The sequence below is a fragment of the Methylobacterium indicum genome (assembly GCF_001043895.1).
Taxonomy (GTDB): domain Bacteria; phylum Pseudomonadota; class Alphaproteobacteria; order Rhizobiales; family Beijerinckiaceae; genus Methylobacterium; species Methylobacterium indicum.
Genome location: NZ_JTHF01000092.1, coordinates 12,351 through 29,191, shown reverse-complemented (window position 1 = coordinate 29,191; position 16,841 = coordinate 12,351). Strand labels below are relative to the sequence as shown.

Sequence of the window (16,841 nt, the reverse complement as noted above, 5' to 3'; positions counted from 1 at the left end):
CCCGCCCGCGGGGAGAGGGGGGAGCCCACGCTTTTTCTTTCCTTGGAGAGATCTGCCGCCTGCGGGGAGAGAAGACGCCTGTGACATACTGTCGAATGCTGGCGCGGGATGGGAGCGACGCGCTACGCCCGTCGCTGCCCGGTCTCCTTCGCCGTGAACCCCTCCAGGATCTTGTCGAGCGTCAGCGGATAATCCCGGATCCGGATCCCGGTCGCGTTGTAGACCGCGTTCGCCACCGCCGCCCCCGCGCCGCAGATGCCGAGCTCCCCCAACCCCTTGCTCTTCAGCGGGTTGGCCTTGTCGTCGAGTTCGGGCAGGAACACCGCGTCGATCTCCGGCAGGTCGGCATGGACCGGGACGTGGTACTCGGCGAGGTCGTGGTTGACGAAGCTGCCGTAGCGTGGATCGACCTCGACCGCTTCCATCAAGGCCGCGCCGACGCCGAACACCATGCCGCCGATCGCCTGCGAGCGGGCGGTCTTGGGGTTGAGGATGCGTCCGCCGGTGAACACGCCGAGCATCCGCCGCAGCCGGATCTCGCCGGTATCCGCATCGACCCCGACCTCGGCGAAATGCGCGCCGTAGGAATATTGCGAAAATTTCTTCTCGTTCTCGCCCGGCTTGATCTCGCCCTCGGCCTCGAGGCCGGAGCCGATCAGGTCGCGCAAGGCCGCCGAGCGGTTGCCCGAGGTGATCCGCCCGCCGGTGAAGACGGCGTTCTCCGGGTTCAGGTCGGTCTTCGCCAGGATCTGCCCGCGCAGGGCCTCGCAGGCCATGTAGAGCGCGGATCCCGACGAGGCGGCGCCGAACGAGCCGCCGGAGCCGGACGACATCGGGTCGGCGGTGTCGCCGAGGATCATCCGCACCTGCGAGACCTCCACGCCCAGCATCTCGGCGGCGATCTGGCTCAGGATCGTGTAGGTGCCGGTCCCGATATCGGTCATCGCCATCCGGGCGGTGAGCGTGCCGTCGGGATCGAGGCGCACCCGCGCCTTGGCCGGCTGGAGCGGGTTGAGCCGCGCCGCCGCCGAGACGCCGGTGCCGACCATCCATTGCCCGTCGCGGACCGATCCCGGCTTCGGGTTGCGCGCGGCCCAGCCGAAGCGGCGCGCGCCCTCCCGCAGGCAGGGCACGAGCTGGCGGGTCGAGAACGGGACGTGCTTTTCCGGGTCCTGCGCCGGCTCGTTGCGGATGCGCAATTCGATCGGATCGAGGCTTAGCGCCTCGGCCAGTTCGTCCATGGCGCATTCGAAGGCCAGCATGCCGACCGCCTCGCCGGGCGCCCGCATCGAGGAGGCGAGCGGCAGGTTGAGGTTCGCCAGCCGGTGCGCCGTCAGGCGGTTGGGGGCGGCGTAGAGCGAGCGGGTGACGTTGGCCGAGGTCTCGAAGAAGGCATCGCCCGGCGCCGTGTCGGACCAGGATTCGTGCGCGATGGCGGTCAGCTTGCCGTCCCGGTCGGCGCCGAGGCGGATCCGCTGCACGGTGTCGGAGCGCCGCGTCGTCGAGGTGAAGACCTGCTGGCGGGTGAGCGCCACCTTCACCGGCCGGCCGTTCAGGTTCTTCGAGGCGAGGGCCGCCAGGATCGCGTCGGCCTGCGGCTGGAGCTTGCCGCCGAAGCCGCCGCCGATGAAGCGGCTGATGAGGCGAACGTTGTCCTTCGGGAGCTTGAACACCGAGGCCAGCGCATCCTGGCCGCGATTCGGCATCTGGTTGGCGGTGATCAGCGTGACCTTGTCACCCTCCCAGGCCGCGATGGTGGCGTGGGGCTCCATCATCGCGTGGCTCTGCACGGGCGTGGTGTAGCGCGCATCGATCCTGACCGGGGCCGACGCGAAGCCGGCCTCGAAATCACCGAGGGACGAATCCGGCGGCGTCCGCGCCTTCTCGGGCTTCTTCGCCTCTTGAAGCGCGTCGGCCAGTACGTAGGATCCCTTCTGCTCGTCGTAGGCCACGCGGATGGCGGCCGCCGCGGCGCGGGCCTCCTCGAAGCTCTCGGCGACCACGAGGGCGACCGGCTGGCCCCAATGCCTGATCTCGGTGTCGGTGAGGAGCGGGCCGACCTGCTCCTTCTTCTCGCCCTGCGGCGGCACGTTGCGGTGGGTGAGGACGTGCACCACGCCCGGCATCCGCTCGGCGGTCGTGGTGTCGATGTCGCGGATGCGGCCCTTGGCGACGGTCGCCGTCACGACGAAGCCGTAGCCGGGATGGGTCATCTCCCGGCTCTCATAGGCGTAGGTGGCGTGGCCCGTGACCTTGAGCGGGCCGTCGACCCGGTCGATCGGCCGGCCCACCGGGCCGTCGGGATGGAGGTCGAGGGGCGTGACGCCGATCGGCTGGCTCATATCCATGGCTGTTCTCCGATATCGGCGATCAGGCGCGCAGCGCCTCGGCGACCGCGGCCGCGAGGGTGCGCTTGGCGAGCGGGATCTTGAAGTCGTTGGCGCCGTAGCCGCGGGCGCCCTTCAGCGCCGCCTCGCCGGCGGCCTGGACGCCCTCGCGCACCAGCGCTTCCTCCGCCTCTGCGACCCGCCAGGGCTTGTGGGCGAGGCCGCCGAAGGCGAGGCGGGCGGATCGGATCGTGGTGCCCTCGGCCTCGATCACCGCCGCCACCGACACGAGGGCGAAAGCGTAGGAGGCGCGATCGCGCACCTTGCGGTAGACGTGGCGGCCCTTCACGGGAGCCGGCAGGGTCACGGCGGTGATGATCTCACCGGGCTTGAGAGCGGTCTCGATCTGCGGCGTGTCGCCGGGCAGGCGATGGAAGTCGGCGATGGGGATTGCGCGCTCCGCCCCGTCCGGCGCCACCGTCTCGACCGTGGCGTCGAGCGCCCGCATGGCGACCGCCATGTCGGAGGGATGGGTGGCGATGCAATGCTCGGAGGTGCCGACCACCGCCAGGATGCGGTTGAACCCCTGAATCGCCGCGCAGCCGGAGCCGGGCCGGCGTTTGTTGCAGGGCATCGCGGTGTCGTAGAAATACGGGCAGCGGGTGCGTTGCAGGAGGTTGCCGGCGGTGGTCGCCTTGTTGCGCAGCTGGCCCGAGGCGCCGGCGAGGAGCGCCCGCGAGAGCACGGCGTAATCGCGCCGCACCCGGTCGTCGGCGGCGAGATCGGCGTTGCGCACCATCGCGCCGATGCGCAAACCCCCGTCCTGGGTCGCCTCGATCCGGTCGAGCGGCAGCCGGTTGACGTCGACGAGGTGGGTCGGCGTCTCGATCTGGAGCTTCATCAGGTCGAGGAGGTTGGTGCCCCCGGCGATGAAGCGGGCATTCGGCTGCGCGACGACCGCCTTGGCGGCCTCCGCCACGCTGGCGGGGCGCTCGTAGGTGAAAGCCTTCATCGGTCGTTCCCCTCAGAGCCGGGTCGCTGCGCCGCCGGCGTCGCGGATCGCCGCGACGATGTTCGGGTAGGCCGAACAGCGGCAGATGTTGCCGCTCATCCGCTCGCGGATCTCGGCATCGGTCAGGGCGACCTGTTCGGTCAGGTCCTTCGTCACGGTGCTGGGCCAGCCGGCCTTCGCCTCGTTCAGCATGCCGGCGGCCGAGCAGATCTGGCCCGGCGTGCAGTAGCCGCACTGGAAGCCGTCATGCTTGACGAAGGCGGCCTGGAGCGGGTGCAGCTGGTCGCCCTCCGCCAGGCCCTCGATCGTCCGGATCTCGTCGCCCTCGTGCATCACCGCGAGCGTGAGACAGGCATTGATCCGGCGTCCGTTGACCAGCACCGTGCAGGCGCCGCACTGGCCGTGGTCGCAGCCCTTCTTCGAGCCGGTGAGGCCGATGCGCTCCCGCAGCGCGTCGAGGAGCGTGGTGCGCGGGTCGAGGTCGAGGGGCCGGGCCTGGCCGTTGACCTGGAGGGTCACGGGCAGGCGCGGCGTCGCCGCCTCGGGGCTAAGCGCCGGGGGCGTCGCGGCGGGCGGGGTCGCGGCCTGGACGCGCCCGGCAAAGCCCAGCACGGCCGCCGCGGCGACGCCGCTCTCCAGAACGCTCCGGCGCGTGAGCCGCGGCGCGGAATCGGATGTGTCCATGGTGCCTCCCGGCCCGGAAACGAGGTGACGGCGCAGGGGGAGCGCCGATGCCGCCTCGGCCGTTGGGCCGCGACGTGATTGCTCACCAAACGTTTCGGTGGCTGGACAGGTCCCGGGATGGGCGCGGGTGCGGCATCGCGTGCGGGAGGAGATCGATCACCGGATCGCTCGCGATCGACCCTCCCGCGCAGAGGCAGGGCTGTCCGGGAAAAGAATGGCGCAGGAAATCCCCTCTCCCCGCGGGCGGGGAGAGGCTTTCGCCCCCCTTGCCGGGGGCGAAAGGAGCGCAGGCGCAGCCGGAGCGAGGGTGAGGGGGTGATGCCGGATTTGTCTTCTCCGGAAACACCCCCTCACCCTCGCCCAGTGGGCTCCCCGATGACCCGACAAGGGGTCATCGGGCCTCTCCCCGCCCGCGGGGAGAGGGGAAGTCCACGCCTTCTCCGTTCACCTGGCAGTCATGCCACAGAGTGGGGAATAATTGTCACAAACGAACGACAGACATTGAATGTCGACGAATACATCTAATAAATTATTTGTTATATATTGTTCATGTAGTTTGATAGTTTTATGACCGAAATATCCGCGTATACTGCGTTTCGTGCCGGAACGAGCCGAGGTCGAGCCGGATCGTCGCGGTGCCGGCTTCGTCGAGGGGGAGGTCCCACACCGCCTCGGCCAGGGACGCGGCCAGCGGCATCAGGGCGGCGACCACCCGCGTGCCGGCGGTCTGGCCGACGGGGGCAAGGCGCAGCGAGGCCGAGACGAGGTTCTGCAGGAAAGCCGCGAGATAGGCCGCCAGCACCGTGTCACGCGCGAGCCCGTGGGCGCCGGATGCCGCACCGACCGCGACCGGATAGGCCACCGGACCGTCGAGATGGGCCGCGAGATCCGCAAGGCGCGGCACGTCCCAGGCGGCCCGGGTGGCATCGAGGAACGAGCGGCCCTGCTGGCTGGTCTCGAGATGCAGTTCGCGCGAGGGGCTCAACGCGAGGGCGAGGTCGTTCACCGCCACCAGCGCTGCGGCATCCCCCGCCGCCGCGGCCCGGTGGGCATGGGCCGCCAGGATCGCGTCGCTGCGGCCGGCGCCGTGCGTGAGCACGTCCGCGAGCCAGTCGCGCAAGGAGGCCTCGTCGCGCACGTCGCCGGCCTCCACCGCCCATTCGAGGCCGTGCGAATAGGCATAGGCGCCCACCGGATAGCCCGGCGAGAGCCAGGCGAGCAGCACCAGGGCATCCGGGATCCGCTCAGCCATGGGAATGGTCGTGTGGATGGCCGTGATGGTGATGGTCGTGACCGTGCCCATGATCGTGGGAGTGACCTTGGGCGTGCCCGCCTGCATAGGCACCGCCCTCGGGCCGGAACGGCCGTTCCACCGGGGTCGCGGTACCCCCCAAGCCCTCCACCATCGCGGCGAGCACGTGGTCGTGGGCGATCCAGACCGCATCCGTGCCGATCTCGGCCGGGATGTGCCGGTTGCCGATGTGCCAGATCAGCCGCTTGAGGGCGTGGTCGGTCGCGGCCCGGATCTCCAGCAGCTTTTCCGGCGCCGCCTCGACCCAGACCAGGCGCCCGTCCTCGAGCCGCAGCGCGTCGCCGTCGTCGAGGACGACCGGCTCGGGGAGGTCGAGCAGGAAGGCGAGGCCGCCGACACCCCGCATCGCCATGCGGCGGCGGTGCCGGTCGCCGGAATCGAGCACGATGCGGTCGACGATCTCGCCGGAGCCGAGGGCGTCGCGGCGGATGACGCGGGTGGCCCGGATCATCGCACCGACTCGCGCCGCCACCAGTCGGGACCGCGGACCGCATCGTCCCCGTGGGGGTCCGGCAGGAAGCCGGGCATCAGGATCTCCTCGTCCGTGAACGGGCAGGATTCCGAAAAGCTGTCGTCGAACAGGGCACTCTCCAGCACGGCGCGGGCCTTCGCCTCCGGATAGACCTCCGCCACCATCCAGGGAAGCTCCGGCCGCAGGCTCGGGCTGTCGGCCAGGCGTGCGGCGACCAGCCGGCGCTGCCGGTCGATCGTGATCGCCCACCCCTCGCTGCGCAGGTCGACTTCCGCCCCCCAACGCAGAAGGCCGGTCAGGATCACCCCGAGCCGGTCCCGGATCTCCCGCCGCTCCCGCTCGCCGAGGTCGCGGACGATCGCGGCGATATGCGCGTGATCGATCGCCTCGACCTCGCCCGCCGCCAGGAGACGGGTCTGCTCCTCGGCCCATGCGCTGAGGTCGGTCGAGAACAGGTCGCGCCTACCCTGCTCGCTCACGGCTCGAAGTCCGGATCGCGGATCTGGTCCAGCGTGAAGGGCGAGGCCGGCGGGACGAGGCGCGGGTCGAGTCGTGTCTCCCCGGCGGCATCCCGCACCGCGTCCCGGTAGGTCTCGTCCAGGATCGCTGCGGGATAGGCCCGCAGGCTCGGGTTGCGGGCGATCAGGCGCGCGATGGCCGCGCGCTGCGCCTTCCGGGTATGGCGCCAGCTCGGTGTTGCCCGCTGCGGCTGCACCCGGAACTTCAGCAGGTGGACCAGCAGCACGCAGAGATGGGATTCGAGCGCCGTGCGCTGGCTGCGGCCCACGCTCTCCACCTCGTCGAGCAGGTTGGCGATGTCGAGATGCGCCAGATCGCGGGTCGCGAGGGCCTGGGCCTGCTCCCGCGTCCAGCGATGGAAATCCGTGTCGTAAGCGGCGCCGGCCTCCGGCGCCTGCCGCTCGGCGAGCTTGGGCATGGCACGCTCTCCTGCTCCCGAAGGACAACTCGGATCCGCATGCGATGCGCCATGACCGTCCGAGTCGTGCTGGTTCGGCCTGATCTTCAGCGCCTTAGACGACATCCGGCTCCTCCGGACCCGGATAGAACCGCTCGTCGAGGATCTGCGCCAAGGTATAGGGGCAATCCGGCGGAAAGCTCCGCTCCGGCAGGCCGGTCTCGTCCGCCGCCCGCACCCGGGCGAGGCGATAGGCCTTGGCCAGAACCTCCGCCGGCCAGGCCCGCAGGCTCGGGCTCATCGTCACCACGTCGTCCAGGCTCACGCGCTGCTCGACGATGGTGGCGCGCCAGCCGTATTTCCGCTGTTGCGGCTGGAATTGCCATTTCAGCAGGTGATGCAGCAGGACGGTCAGGCGGGAGCGGATCTCGGATTTCTGCGACCCGCCCAAATCGGCGATCTCCTCGGCCAGAGCCTCGCGATCGAGCGCGGCCCAGCGGCCGGCCCGGACCAGCGCGGCCTGTCCTTGCGTCCAGAGAAAATAGTCGGTCTCGGGCGAGACATTCGTCTCGGGCGAGACGCCGGCCTCCGGCGCCTGCCGCTCGGCGAGCTTGGGCATGGCAGATCCCTCCTGCCCGGCCAGACTACCTCAGAACAGGAAGTAGCGCTGCGCCATCGGCAGCACCTCGGCGGGCTCGCAGACCAGCAACTCGCCGTCGGCGCGCACGTCGTAGGTCTCGGGGTCGACCTCGATCACCGGGGTGGCGTCGTTGTGGATCATGCTCTTCTTCGAGATGCCGCCGCGCACGTTCTCGACCGCGACCAGCGGCTTCGCCACGCCGAGTGTTTCGCGAAGCCCCGCCTCGATCGCGGCCTTCGACACGAAGGTCAGCGCCGTCGAGGCCGGCACCCGGCCGAAGGCGCCGAACATCGGGCGGTAATGGACCGGCTGCGGCGTCGGGATCGAGGCGTTGGGATCGCCCATCGGGGCGGCCGCGATGGCGCCGCCCTTGAGGATCAGGTCCGGCTTCACCCCGAAGAAGGCCGGCGACCACAGCACGAGATCGGCGAGCTTGCCGACCTCCACCGAGCCGATATGGCGCGAGATTCCGTGGGCGATGGCCGGGTTGATCGTGTACTTGGCCACATAACGCTTGGCCCGGGCGTTGTCGTGGCCGGACGCATCGCCCGGGAGCGCGCCGCGCTGGCGCTTCATCTTGTCGGCGGTCTGCCAGGTGCGGATGATCACCTCGCCGACCCGGCCCATCGCCTGGCTGTCCGACGACATCATCGAGAGCGCGCCGATGTCGTGCAGGATGTCCTCGGCGGCGATCGTCTCCTTGCGGATCCGGCTCTCGGCGAAGGCGAGGTCTTCGGGAATCGACGGGTCGAGGTGGTGGCACACCATCAGCATGTCGAGATGCTCGTCGATGGTGTTGCGGGTAAACGGCCGCGTCGGGTTGGTGGAGGAGGGCAGCACGTTCGGCAGCCCCGCCACCTTGATGATGTCCGGTGCGTGGCCGCCGCCCGCTCCTTCCGTGTGGAAGGCGTGGATGGTGCGGCCCTTGAAGGCCGCGATCGTGTCCTCGACGAAACCCGACTCGTTGAGCGTGTCGGTGTGGATCATCACCTGGATGTCGTGGGCGTCGGCCACCGACAGGCAGCAATCGATCGCCGCGGGGGTGGTGCCCCAATCCTCGTGCAGCTTGAGCGCGCAGGCGCCGGCCCGGATCATCTCGACCAAACTGTCGGGCTTCGAGGCGTTGCCCTTGCCGGCAAAGGCCAGGTTCATCGGGAAGGCATCCGCCGCCTCGATCATCCGGGCGATGTGCCAGGGGCCGGGGGTGCAGGTGGTGGCGAAGGTGCCGTGGGCCGGCCCCGTGCCGCCGCCGAGCATCGTGGTGATGCCGGAATTCAGCGCCTCGTCGATCTGCTGCGGGCAGATGAAGTGGATGTGGCTGTCGAACCCGCCGGCGGTGAGAATCTTGCCCTCGCCCGCGATCACCTCGGTGCCGGGCCCGACCACGATGGTGACGCCGTCCTGGATGTCCGGGTTGCCGGCCTTGCCGAGCGCGGCGATCCGCCCGCCTTTGAGCCCGACATCGCATTTCACGATGCCCCAATGATCCAGCACCACCGCGTTGGTGATGACCGTGTCGACGGCACCACCCGCGTTGCTGGCCTGGCTCTGCCCCATCCCGTCGCGGATCACCTTGCCGCCGCCGAACTTCACCTCCTCGCCGTAGCGGGTGTGGTCCTGCTCGACCTCGATCACGAGGGAGGTATCGGCGAGGCGGATGCGGTCGCCCTTGGTCGGCCCGAACATCGCCGCGTAGGCGGCGCGGGGGAGGCTGGCGGCTTTCGGGGTGTTGGACATGCAGTCAGGTCCAGTCAGGCGGGCGTCGACGGAAAGCGGGAGGGTATTGGCGTTCTAGGATTTCGTGCGCGCGTCCTCGGCCAGGAGATAATCCCCGATCGGGTCGTCACTGGGAGTGATGGAAGGCCGGGCCCTGGCGCGGGCACGACGGGCGTCGCTCCGCAGGTCATGCAGAGGGGCCTGCTTCGCCAGGGTCGCGCGTCCGTCGTCATCCACGACGAGAGACAACTTTTCGCCCGGCGCAATGCCGAGCGCGTCCCGGGCCTCGGCCGAAAGGGTCACCTGTCCCTCGGGCGTGAGCGTGAGCGCGAAATGCTGCATGGTGCCTCTCGCTTGGTCTGTTGTGCTGTCAGTGGATCACTCGCACGGAACGGGGTCGGGCAAAGGGCCGATCGCCAGCGCGAGATGACTCAGAGACCGTCCATCACATCACCTCAGAACCCGGACACCGCAACCCGTCGGGATCGGCATACCCCGCCGTCGCGAATGTGACCCAGCTCGACCGCGATGACGAGGGCGATGTCGGCGCGGGGGAGGCTGGCGGGCTTGGGGGTGTCGGACATCAGACCACTCTCCGCGCCGCATCGGCTGATTGATCGAAGATGGATTCGAGGGCCGCATTCGTGCCGCGGCATCCGGCCACGACGCTCTCGGCCCAGGTGACGTAATCGAGGACCCGTGTCCGGTCCCAGTCATCGGGCGGGCTCGACGCCAGGGAGCGCAGGTTGCTGATCTTGTCGGCGATCTTGATCGCCTTGGCATCCGGCGACTTGTGCGGCGCCCGCTCGACCTGAATGCGCTTGCGCTCCGCCTTGGGCAGCGACTTGTCGTCCGTCACTTCGGCCACGAGATCGGCGACGACGTGTCCGAAGAGGCCTGTAAGTTCCTCGTGGGTCGTGCCGGTATCCTCGACAGTGTCGTGGAGCCAGCCAGCGGCGACCAGCCAGGCATTCGGCGCGTCCACGGTGTCGGCGAGGAGCGCGGCGACCTCCGCGAGGTGGTTCACGTAGGGTTCCCGCGCGGCGCCCTTCCGGCGCTGATCCGCATGCCGACGGGCGGCGAAATCGGCCGCGCGTGCGACGAGCGCGACGTGATCGCGAAGGATCGTGTCGTAGGGGCTCACAGCGCCCCCATCACGTCACCCCGGAACCCGTACACCGCGCGCCCGCCGCCCATCGGGATCAGCACCACCTCGCGCGTCGAGCCCGGCTCGAAGCGCACCGCCGTGCCCGGCGCGATGTCGAGGCGCTGGCCCCGGGCCTTGTCGCGGTCGAAGAGGAGCGCCGGGTTCACCTCGAAGAAGTGGTAGTGCGAGCCGACCTGGATCGGCCGGTCGCCGGTATTGGCGACCTCGATCACCGTGCGGGTCGCGCCCTCGTTGAACACGATCTCGCCGTCCGGCGTCGTCACCTCGCCCGGCACGTCGGTGGCGGGGGTGCCGCGGATCGGGTGGTGGACGGTGACGAGCTTGGTGCCGTCCGGGAAGGTCGCCTCGACCTGGATGTCGTGGATCATCTCCGGCACGCCCTCCATCACCTGATCGGCGGTGAGGACCTGGGCGCCAAGCCGCATCAGCTCGGCCACGGTGCGGCCGTCGCGGGCGCCCTCGACCACGAAATCGGTGATCAGCGCGATCGCTTCCGGGTGGTTGAGCTTCACGCCCCGGGACAGACGGTTGCGGGCCACCATGGCCGCCATGGCGACGAGGAGCTTATCCTTCTCGCGGGGGGTGAGCAGCACGGGGGCATCTCTCCGGTCGTTGGGGCCCAGCATCCTTCGCCGAGGTGCGGCTGCGAGGCAAGATTGCAGGCAAGACAAGATTGTAGGCAAGAAACGAGCCGTCAGGTCTGCCAGACCCGCGGCAGCGGCCGGCCGCGAAACCCTTCGAGGATCCGGGCGGCGGCGAGGCGTAAGGGGCCGATCTCGGCCCCGAGCAGGCGCAAGCTCAGCATGCCGTTCCAGGCACTCGCCCCGGCCTCGACCGACAGCGCCGCGCAGCCGGCGGCCTGGATCAGGTCGCGGGCCTGGTCGAGGCGGCTCTCGGCGTCGGGGGCGAGATGGAGCAGGGTCGCCATCGCCCGGGCGCCGCCGGCCACCGCCCGCTTGGCGAGCATCGTCGAGATGTCGGCCTCCAGGCGGACCGTATCGGCGTAAGTCAGCCGCCCGGCGCGGCGCAGGCGCCAGGAATCGGTCAGCGCGCCGTCCCGCATCACCTCGCCCTTCGCGGCGCGGCCGAAGACCAGGGCCTCGAACAGGGTGAGGCGCGCATCCGGGGCGATCTCGGCGCAAAAGCTCCGGGCGAGGCGGGCGCCGTCGAACAGGATCGTCTCCTGCGGCAGCCAGGCGAGGGCGGCCTCGCTCTCCAGCGTCAGGTCCACGTCGAGCCGGGTCACCGGCCCGTCCGAGCGATAGATCTTCTCCGCCGCCGTGGTGGTGAGGACGAGGTCGGCCCCCTCGCCGAGCCGCGCCTCGACCGTGAACCGGTCGCCGCAGGCGATGCCGCCGGCGCTGTTGAGAAGCACCGCCTCCATCGGTCCCGGCTCGGGGCGCGGCAGCCGCAGCCGCAAGGGGCCGGACTCGGCGAGGTCGGTGGTCCGGGTGGCGCCGCCCGGCATCCGCGCGACGGCGAGCGCGACGTGGCCGACCGAGCGCTGGCGGCGAAGGGCGTCGGGGACGGGGGGATCGGGGAAGGCGGCGACGGGAGAGTGCGGCATCGGAAGCCCGGCGGGCCGGGCGGCCCTCTTCGACTCCGCTTAGACCGCGCGGGCGGCCCCGCGGGCAAGCCCCGGATGCCCGATGATGCCGGCCCCTCGTCGGGCCCATGGCAGAATATGCCGCCGGGCCCGCGCTCTCCGGCGTCTTCGCACGCCGCGGCCTGCTAGTCTTCCGGGGGTCAACGGGAGCCCACGATGCCAGCACCTCTCCTCCAGATCGACTCCACGCCGAGCCTGCCGGAGGCCGTCGATGTCGTGGTGATCGGCGGCGGGGTCGTGGGCACCTTCACGGCCTACTACCTCGCGTGCCGGGGCATCAGCGTGGCCCTCGTCGAGAAGGGCCGCGTCGGCGCCGAGCAGTCGAGCCGCAACTGGGGCTGGTGCCGGCAGCAGAACCGCGATGCCCGCGAACTGCCGATGGCGACGAAGAGCCTCGATCTCTGGGACCGGCTCGCCGCCGAGATCGGCGAGGATCCGGGCTTCCGGCGCTGCGGCCTGCTCTACCTCAGCAACGACGAGGCCGAGATCGCCCGCTGGGCCAAGTGGCGCGACTTCGCGGTGACCGAGGGCGTCACCACCCACATGCTGAGCGAGAGCGAGGCGAAGGCCCGGGCGAGCGCCACCGGGCGGAGCTGGAAGGGCGGGGTGTTCTCGCCCTCCGACGGCGTCGCCGACCCGTCCCGCGCCGTGCCGGTCGTCGCCCGCGGGGTGATGCAGGCGGGCGGCAGCGTCCACCAGCTCTGCGCCGCCCGCGGCCTCGAGCTCCAGGGCGGCCGGGTCAGCGGGGTCGTGACCGAGAAGGGCACGATCCGCACGAAGACCGTGGTGATGGCCGGCGGCGCCTGGGCCTCGTCGTTCTGCCGCCAGCTCGGCATCCGCTTCCCGCAATCGGCGGTGCGCTCCTCGATCCTGGCGGTCGGCCCGCATGTCCCGGGCCTGCCGGACGCGCTCCACACCGCCGAGATCTCGGTGACCCGCCGCGGCGAGACCGGCGGCCACACGCTGGCGATCAGCGGGCGGGCCAGCGTCGATCCCACACCCCAGCAGATCCTGTTCGCCCGCGAATTCGTGCCGATGTTCGCCCGGCGCTGGCGCGCCCTGCGGCCGGGCGGCCTCGGCGGCTGGCGCAGCGGCCACGAGACCGCGGCGCGCTGGCGCCTCGACGAGGAGACGCCGATGGAGCGGATGCGGATCCTCGATCCCCGGCCCGACGCGCGGCTGGTCGCCGAGACCCACCGCCGGGCCCTCGAATTGCTGCCGGCCCTGCGCGGCACCGCGATCACCGCCTCCTGGGCCGGCTATATCGATTCGACGCCGGACGGCGTGCCGGCGATCGGCGAGGTCACCGGCGTGCCGGGCCTGATCCTGGCGGCGGGCTTTTCCGGCCACGGCTTCGGCATCGGCCCGGGCGCCGGTCACCTCGTCGCCGATCTCGTCACCGGCGCCGACCCGATCGTGGATCCGCGCCCCTACCACCCCGACCGGTTCGAGGCCTCGGCCTGGGGCAAGGTGGCGGAGTTCTGAGGAGCGCATTCCTGCCGGTGCGCGACGATCCCGCACGCCGGCCAGGGCGAAACGCCGTAAGCTCGCCTCCGCTCGAACGGAGGATGCATCATGGATTCTGACAGGACCTGCCGGGTCGTGCGCCCGGGGCCCACCATCGTCGGCAAGCAGGCGCTGACCTACGCGCCCGCAATCTCGGCCGAGACGGTCGGATCGACCGGGCTGCACATGCAGCTCGTGACCCTGCCGCCGGGGGCCCGCGCCAGGGCGCACCTGCACGAGGCGCACGAGACGGCGCTCCACGTGCTCTCGGGCGTCGCCGGCACCTGGTACGGCGAGCGCCTGGAGCACCACCTGTGGAGCCGGGCGGGTGATTTCGTCTACATCCCGGCCGGGGTGCCGCACCTGCCCTACAATGCCAGCCGCACCGAGACCTGCACGGCGGTGATCGCCCGGACCGATCCCAACGAGCAGGAGAGCGTGGTCCTGCGGCCGGAACTCGATGCGTTGCGGCCTCCGGAGGGGGACGTGATGGCGTAGGGCCGGCCGTGCGAGGGCCGGCCCGCGGCGTCACATCGCGGTGGGACGTCCGGCGGCCACCACCAGGAGCTTGCCGTCGCCGAGCGTCCGCGCGGCCGCGCGGCGGATGTCGGCCTGCGTCACCGCGCCGATCAGGCCGTTGCGGCGGGCGATGTAGTCGATGCCCAGGCCCTCGAAGGCGATCTGCACCAGCTGGTGGGCGATCTTGGTCGAGGTGTCGAAGCCGAGCGCGTAGGAGCCGGTGAGGTAGTCCTTGGCCTTCTGCAGCTCGTCGTCGTCGGGGCCGTCGCCGGTCAGGCGGGCGATCTCGTCGGCGATCACCGTCAGGCACTCGGCGACGCGCTCGTTCTTGGTGGCGGTATAGCCCCAGGTCATCGAGGCGGCGCGGTGGCTCACCAGCGAGGTGCCGACCGAATAGGCCAGCCCGCGCTTCTCGCGCACTTCCTGAAAGAGCCGCGACGTGAAGGCGCCGCCGCCCAGGATGTGGTTGAGGACGTAGGCCGGGATGAAGTCGGGATCGCGCCACGCCACGCCGTCGGTGCCGAAGCGCAGCACCGATTGCGGCACGTCGAGATCGACGACGATGCGCCGGCCGAGGCCCGTGATGCGGGTCGGCGGTACCGCGGTCAGCGCACCGCCCTCCGGCAGCTCGCCGAAGGCGGCGTCGAGGGCGCGCATCAGCGCCTCCTCGCCGATGGCGCCCACCGCCGCGACCTTGACCCGGCCGCGGGCCATGAGCCGCCGGTGCATCGCCACGAGGTCGTCGCGGGTGATCGCCGACACGCTCTCGATCGTGCCCGACGAGGGCCGGCCGTAGGGGTGGCCCGGATAGGCCTCCGCGAAGAAGCGGCGCGAGGCCATCACGCCGGGGTCGTTCTGCTGGTAGCGCAGGCCGGCCAGCATCTGGGCCCGCACCCGCTCGATCGCCGCCTGGTCGAAGCGGGGCTGGGACAGCGCCAGGGCGAGCAGCGCGATCGCCTCGTCGGCGTGCTTGACCAGCATCTTGAGCGAGCCGCCGATGGCGTCCGGCCCGGCATGGAAGCTCAGCTCGATGGCGCGGGCGGCGAGCCGCTCCTGGAAGGCGTCGGAATCGTGCGGGCCCGCGCCCTCGTCGAGGAGGCGCGCCAGCATCTGGGCGGTGCCGGCCTTGCCCTCGGGATCCTGCGCGGCGCCGCCCTCGAAGGTGAAGGCCAGCGCGATCAGCGGGACGATCGGCGACTCGACGTGCCAGGCCTCGATGCCGCGGGCCGAGAGGATGGGACGCGCCTGGGTCGGCGACGAGGAGGACGCCGGGGCGGCGGTGCTGCGGGAGACGGCGTCGGCCGGGGTCATGAGGACCTCTTGTTGTCGTGACGTGCGAAGACGGGTCCGCCCGGCGGCGCGCACGCCCCGGGCGGTGTCAGGATGCGGGGTTCAGGCCGCCGCGGCTGGAGACGCCTTCGAGGCGCCCTCGCCCTTGACCAGGTAACCGGTGACCGAGCGGGCCGGCACCAGGTAGCGCTCGGCGACCGCGGCGAGGCGGGAGGCCTGCACCGCCTCGATCTCGGAAGGCCAGCGGCGCACCTCCTCGATGCTCTCGCCGATGGCGAGCGCCGAGCCGAAGATGCGGGCGAGCGAGGACTGGCTGTCGGAGGAATAGACCGTCTCGGCGACAAGCCGGGTCTTCGCCCGCTCGACCGCGGTGCCGGACAGGGCCTCGGAGGGGGCACGGGCGAGCGCCCGGTCGAGGGCGTCTTCCAGCTTTTCCAGGCTCACGCCCTCCGCCGGCACGGCGTAGACCGAGAAGCGGGTGTCGTCGATCGCCGAGCCCATGTACCAGGCGCCGGCATTCACCGCGACGCCCTGCTCCAGCACCAGGCTGCGGTAGAGGTAGGAGGTCGGGCCGCCGCCCAAAACCTCGGCGAGCAGCTCCAGGGCATGGCTCTCGCCGTCGCGGGCTGTCATGCAGGAGGGGGTGAGGTAGAGCCGCTGCAGGGTCGGCTGCTCCACCTTCGGGTCGGCGACGCTCAGGCGCCGCGCGGCGCGGGGCTCCGGCTCCCGCGGCCGCACGCGCTGCGGCCGGGCGCCGCGCGGCGTCACCACCCCGTAGGTGTCGTCGGCGAGCCGCCGGACCTCGTCGGCGGTCACGTCGCCGGCGACCACCAGGATGGCGTTCTCCGGGGTGTAGAAGCGCCGGTAATAGTCGAGGGCGTGGGTGCGGTTCAGTTCCTCGATCTCGTGCATCCAGCCGATGATCGGGATGCCGTAGGGGTGATGGACGAAGAGCGAGGCCGCCATCGCCTCGGAGAGCTGGGCCGAGGGGTCGGTCTCGACCCGCATCCGGCGCTCCTCCAGCACCACGTCGCGCTCCGGGGCCACGACGGCGTCGTCGAGGATCAGGCCGGTCATCCGGTCCGCCTCGAAGCTCATCATGGTCTTCAGGTTCTCGCGGGCGACGCGCTGGAAATACGCCGTGTAGTCGAACGACGTGAAGGCGTTCTCCTGGCCGCCCAAGCTCGACACCGCCTTCGAGAAGGCGCCGACCGGATGGGTCTCGGTGCCCTTGAACATCAGGTGCTCGAGGAAGTGGGCGATGCCGGACTGGCCGAGCGGATCATCCGCCGAGCCGTTGCGGTACCAGACCATGTGGGTGACGACGGGGGCGCGGTGGTCGGGGACCACCACCACGTCGAGGCCGTTGTCGAGCACGAAGGACGCCACCTCGGGACCACCCGCCTCCGCTCGGCCGAAGGGCGCCGCGTCGGTGCGCAGGGTCGCGCTGACGGGGCTGGCGAGGCCGGGGGCGGAGCGCATCCTGACTGGGGACATCCTGATCTACCTTAGCCGGACGGCCGGAAGGGCCACCCGTGTTGGATCGTGAACCGGCTCACTTAAGGGAGGCTTGCGGCTCCTGCGAGTCGGGGGCCGGCGGGAGGCCGAGCCGGCCGATGGGCCGGCCACCGGGGTCGCAGGCCGTTAGAGACCCTGTTCTAGAGCATTTTGTG

General features: G+C 70.9%; 18 protein-coding genes. 2 read left to right on the top strand and 16 right to left on the bottom strand.

Annotation, left to right across the window (positions count from 1 at the left end):
• Nucleotides 1–122: 122 nt before the first annotated feature.
• The 14 genes from QR78_RS11435 to QR78_RS11375 all read right to left on the bottom strand — a co-directional run bounded on the left by QR78_RS11435 (nucleotide 123) and on the right by QR78_RS11375 (nucleotide 11,814).
• Nucleotides 123–2,348 (bottom strand): xanthine dehydrogenase family protein molybdopterin-binding subunit, encoded by a 2,226-nt coding sequence (locus QR78_RS11435; protein ID WP_048427641.1) that lies wholly within the window; start codon nucleotides 2,346–2,348, stop codon nucleotides 123–125.
• A gap of 22 nt (nucleotides 2,349–2,370) precedes the next feature.
• Complete coding sequence (locus QR78_RS11430) at nucleotides 2,371–3,339, bottom strand: FAD binding domain-containing protein (protein ID WP_048427640.1); 969 nt, start codon at nucleotides 3,337–3,339, stop codon at nucleotides 2,371–2,373.
• A gap of 12 nt (nucleotides 3,340–3,351) precedes the next feature.
• Nucleotides 3,352–4,023, bottom strand: coding sequence for a 2Fe-2S iron-sulfur cluster-binding protein (locus tag QR78_RS11425; protein ID WP_048427639.1), 672 nt, complete (start codon nucleotides 4,021–4,023; stop codon nucleotides 3,352–3,354).
• Between the two features lie 565 nt (nucleotides 4,024–4,588).
• On the bottom strand, nucleotides 4,589–5,275 hold the full coding sequence (locus tag QR78_RS11420) for an urease accessory protein UreF (RefSeq protein ID WP_244276573.1): 687 nt from the start codon (nucleotides 5,273–5,275) through the stop codon (nucleotides 4,589–4,591).
• On the bottom strand, nucleotides 5,268–5,786 hold the full coding sequence (locus QR78_RS11415; protein ID WP_048427637.1) for an urease accessory protein UreE: 519 nt from the start codon (nucleotides 5,784–5,786) through the stop codon (nucleotides 5,268–5,270). The genes QR78_RS11420 and QR78_RS11415 overlap by 8 nt, the downstream gene beginning before the upstream one ends.
• On the bottom strand, nucleotides 5,783–6,286 hold the full coding sequence (locus QR78_RS11410; RefSeq protein WP_053220881.1) for a DUF29 domain-containing protein: 504 nt from the start codon (nucleotides 6,284–6,286) through the stop codon (nucleotides 5,783–5,785). Before QR78_RS11410 ends, QR78_RS11415 begins: the two co-directional genes overlap by 4 nt.
• Nucleotides 6,283–6,744, bottom strand: coding sequence for a DUF29 domain-containing protein (locus tag QR78_RS11405; RefSeq protein ID WP_048427636.1), 462 nt, complete (start codon nucleotides 6,742–6,744; stop codon nucleotides 6,283–6,285). Before QR78_RS11405 ends, QR78_RS11410 begins: the two co-directional genes overlap by 4 nt.
• A gap of 94 nt (nucleotides 6,745–6,838) precedes the next feature.
• Entirely contained in the window at nucleotides 6,839–7,342 is a 504-nt protein-coding gene (locus tag QR78_RS11400; protein WP_048427635.1) for a DUF29 domain-containing protein, read from the bottom strand.
• Between the two features lie 30 nt (nucleotides 7,343–7,372).
• Nucleotides 7,373–9,100, bottom strand: a complete 1,728-nt coding sequence (ureC, locus tag QR78_RS11395; RefSeq protein ID WP_048427634.1) for an urease subunit alpha — start codon at nucleotides 9,098–9,100, stop codon at nucleotides 7,373–7,375.
• 54 nt (nucleotides 9,101–9,154) lie between these two features.
• Nucleotides 9,155–9,421, bottom strand: coding sequence for an AbrB/MazE/SpoVT family DNA-binding domain-containing protein (locus QR78_RS11390; RefSeq protein WP_048427633.1), 267 nt, complete (start codon nucleotides 9,419–9,421; stop codon nucleotides 9,155–9,157).
• A gap of 113 nt (nucleotides 9,422–9,534) precedes the next feature.
• The gene (locus QR78_RS36480; protein ID WP_280137077.1) at nucleotides 9,535–9,663 is read right to left on the bottom strand and encodes a hypothetical protein; all 129 of its coding nucleotides are present in this window, start codon (nucleotides 9,661–9,663) and stop codon (nucleotides 9,535–9,537) included.
• The gene (locus QR78_RS11385) at nucleotides 9,663–10,223 is read right to left on the bottom strand and encodes an HD domain-containing protein (protein ID WP_048427632.1); all 561 of its coding nucleotides are present in this window, start codon (nucleotides 10,221–10,223) and stop codon (nucleotides 9,663–9,665) included. The genes QR78_RS36480 and QR78_RS11385 overlap by 1 nt, the downstream gene beginning before the upstream one ends.
• Nucleotides 10,220–10,840, bottom strand: a complete 621-nt coding sequence (locus QR78_RS11380; protein WP_048427631.1) for an urease subunit gamma — start codon at nucleotides 10,838–10,840, stop codon at nucleotides 10,220–10,222. Before QR78_RS11380 ends, QR78_RS11385 begins: the two co-directional genes overlap by 4 nt.
• A gap of 101 nt (nucleotides 10,841–10,941) precedes the next feature.
• Complete coding sequence (locus tag QR78_RS11375) at nucleotides 10,942–11,814, bottom strand: urease accessory protein UreD (protein ID WP_048427630.1); 873 nt, start codon at nucleotides 11,812–11,814, stop codon at nucleotides 10,942–10,944.
• 195 nt (nucleotides 11,815–12,009) lie between these two features.
• Between QR78_RS11375 and QR78_RS11370 the strand changes: the two genes are divergently transcribed.
• Complete coding sequence (locus QR78_RS11370) at nucleotides 12,010–13,338, top strand: NAD(P)/FAD-dependent oxidoreductase (protein ID WP_048427629.1); 1,329 nt, start codon at nucleotides 12,010–12,012, stop codon at nucleotides 13,336–13,338.
• A gap of 90 nt (nucleotides 13,339–13,428) precedes the next feature.
• A complete protein-coding gene (locus QR78_RS11365; RefSeq protein WP_048427628.1) occupies nucleotides 13,429–13,857 on the top strand; it encodes a cupin domain-containing protein in 429 nt (142 codons plus the stop codon).
• 30 nt (nucleotides 13,858–13,887) lie between these two features.
• Here the strand turns inward: QR78_RS11365 and QR78_RS11360 are convergent, their stop codons facing one another.
• Together QR78_RS11360 and QR78_RS11355 are read right to left on the bottom strand one after the other, a co-directional pair.
• Nucleotides 13,888–15,189: a M16 family metallopeptidase gene (locus tag QR78_RS11360; protein ID WP_048427627.1), complete on the bottom strand. Its 1,302-nt coding sequence runs from the start codon at nucleotides 15,187–15,189 to the stop codon at nucleotides 13,888–13,890.
• 81 nt (nucleotides 15,190–15,270) lie between these two features.
• Nucleotides 15,271–16,665, bottom strand: a complete 1,395-nt coding sequence (locus QR78_RS11355) for a M16 family metallopeptidase (protein WP_048427626.1) — start codon at nucleotides 16,663–16,665, stop codon at nucleotides 15,271–15,273.
• Nucleotides 16,666–16,841 lie beyond the last annotated feature (176 nt).